Here is a 2,987-nt window from a genome sequence, read left to right on the forward strand (position 1 = left end):
TGTTCGAGTCTCTCAAATTTTCATAATTCGAAGCGAAACATCTTCGGGTTGTGAGGTTAAGCGACTAAGCGTACACGGTGGATGCCCTGGCAGTCAGAGGCGATGAAGGACGTGCTAATCTGCGATAAGCGTCGGTAAGGTGATATGAACCGTTATAGCCGGCGATTTCCGAATGGGGAAACCCAGTGTGTTTCGACACACTATCGTTAAGTGAATACATAGCTTAACGAAGCGAACCGGGGGAACTGAAACATCTAAGTACCCCGAGGAAAAGAAATCAACCGAGATTCCCCCAGTAGCGGCGAGCGAACGGGGAGCAGCCCAGAACCTGAATCAGTTTGTGTGTTAGTGGAAGCGTCTGGAAAGTCGCAGGGTACAGGGTGATACTCCCGTACACTAAAATGCACAAATTGTGAGTTCGAAGAGTAGGGCGGGACACGTGGTATCCTGTCTGAATATGGGGGGACCATCCTCCAAGGCTAAATACTCCTGACTGACCGATAGTGAACCAGTACCGTGAGGGAAAGGCGAAAAGAACCCCGGCGAGGGGAGTGAAACAGAACCTGAAACCGTGTACGTACAAGCAGTGGGAGCCTCATTTATGGGGTGACTGCGTACCTTTTGTATAATGGGTCAGCGACTTATATTCTGTAGCAAGGTTAACCGTATAGGGGAGCCGCAGGGAAACCGAGTCTTAACTGGGCGTTAAGTTGCAGGGTATAGACCCGAAACCCGGTGATCTAGCCATGGGCAGGTTGAAGGTTGGGTAACACTAACTGGAGGACCGAACCGACTAATGTTGAAAAATTAGCGGATGACTTGTGGCTGGGGGTGAAAGGCCAATCAAACCGGGAGATAGCTGGTTCTCCCCGAAAGCTATTTAGGTAGCGCCTCGTGAACTCATCTTCGGGGGTAGAGCACTGTTTCGGCTAGGGGGCCATCCCGGCTTACCAACCCGATGCAAACTACGAATACCGAAGAATGTTATCACGGGAGACACACGGCGGGTGCTAACGTCCGTCGTGAAGAGGGAAACAACCCAGACCGCCAGCTAAGGTCCCAAAGTCATGGTTAAGTGGGAAACGATGTGGGAAGGCACAGACAGCCAGGATGTTGGCTTAGAAGCAGCCATCATTTAAAGAAAGCGTAATAGCTCACTGGTCGAGTCGGCCTGCGCGGAAGATGTAACGGGGCTAAACCATGCACCGAAGCTGCGGCAGCGACACTTAGGTGTTGTTGGGTAGGGGAGCGTTCTGTAAGCCGTTGAAGGTGGACTGTGAGGTCTGCTGGAGGTATCAGAAGTGCGAATGCTGACATAAGTAACGATAAAGCGGGTGAAAAGCCCGCTCGCCGGAAGACCAAGGGTTCCTGTCCAACGTTAATCGGGGCAGGGTGAGTCGACCCCTAAGGCGAGGCCGAAAGGCGTAGTCGATGGGAAACAGGTTAATATTCCTGTACTTGGTGTTACTGCGAAGGGGGGACGGAGAAGGCTATGTTAGCCGGGCGACGGTTGTCCCGGTTTAAGCATGTAGGCGGGAAGTTTAGGTAAATCCGGACTTCTGTTAACGCTGAGGTGTGATGACGAGGCACTACGGTGCTGAAGTAACAAATGCCCTGCTTCCAGGAAAAGCCTCTAAGCATCAGGTAACATTAAATCGTACCCCAAACCGACACAGGTGGTCAGGTAGAGAATACCAAGGCGCTTGAGAGAACTCGGGTGAAGGAACTAGGCAAAATGGTGCCGTAACTTCGGGAGAAGGCACGCTGTCGGTAGGTGAAACCCCTCGCGGGTGGAGCTGAAGGCAGTCGAAGATACCAGCTGGCTGCAACTGTTTATTAAAAACACAGCACTGTGCAAACACGAAAGTGGACGTATACGGTGTGACGCCTGCCCGGTGCCGGAAGGTTAATTGATGGGGTTATCCGCAAGGAGAAGCTCTTGATCGAAGCCCCGGTAAACGGCGGCCGTAACTATAACGGTCCTAAGGTAGCGAAATTCCTTGTCGGGTAAGTTCCGACCTGCACGAATGGCGTAATGATGGCCAGGCTGTCTCCACCCGAGACTCAGTGAAATTGAAATCGCTGTGAAGATGCAGTGTACCCGCGGCAAGACGGAAAGACCCCGTGAACCTTTACTATAGCTTGACACTGAACATTGAGCCTTGATGTGTAGGATAGGTGGGAGGCTTTGAAGCGTGGACGCCAGTCTGCGTGGAGCCAACCTTGAAATACCACCCTTTAATGTTTGATGTTCTAACGTAGACCCGTATCCGGGTTGCGGACAGTGTCTGGTGGGTAGTTTGACTGGGGCGGTCTCCTCCTAAAGCGTAACGGAGGAGCACGAAGGTTAGCTAATCACGGTCGGACATCGTGAGGTTAGTGCAAAGGCATAAGCTAGCTTGACTGCGAGAGTGACGGCTCGAGCAGGTGCGAAAGCAGGTCTTAGTGATCCGGTGGTTCTGAATGGAAGGGCCATCGCTCAACGGATAAAAGGTACTCCGGGGATAACAGGCTGATACCGCCCAAGAGTTCATATCGACGGCGGTGTTTGGCACCTCGATGTCGGCTCATCACATCCTGGGGCTGAAGTAGGTCCCAAGGGTATGGCTGTTCGCCATTTAAAGTGGTACGCGAGCTGGGTTTAGAACGTCGTGAGACAGTTCGGTCCCTATCTGCCGTGGGCGCTGGAGAATTGAGGGGGGCTGCTCCTAGTACGAGAGGACCGGAGTGGACGCATCACTGGTGTTCGGGTTGTCATGCCAATGGCATTGCCCGGTAGCTAAATGCGGAAGAGATAAGCGCTGAAAGCATCTAAGCGCGAAACTTGCCCCGAGATGAATTCTCCCTGGGTCCTTGAGACCCCTGAAGGGACGTTGAAGACTACGACGTTGATAGGCTGGGTGTGTAAGCGTAGCGATACGTTGAGCTAACCAGTACTAATGACCCGTGAGGCTTAACCTTACAACACCAAAGGTGTTTTGCGAGAC

1 rRNA gene is annotated in these 2,987 nt (G+C 52.5%); it reads left to right on the top strand.

Going from position 1 to position 2,987, the window contains the following annotated elements:
- The first annotated feature begins 54 nt into the window (after positions 1 to 54).
- A 23S ribosomal RNA gene (locus HMPREF0201_RS21825) occupies positions 55 to 2,961 on the top strand.
- Positions 2,962 to 2,987 lie beyond the last annotated feature (26 nt).

The sequence above is a fragment of the Cedecea davisae DSM 4568 genome, from assembly GCF_000412335.2.
Taxonomy (GTDB): Bacteria; Pseudomonadota; Gammaproteobacteria; order Enterobacterales; family Enterobacteriaceae; genus Cedecea; species Cedecea davisae.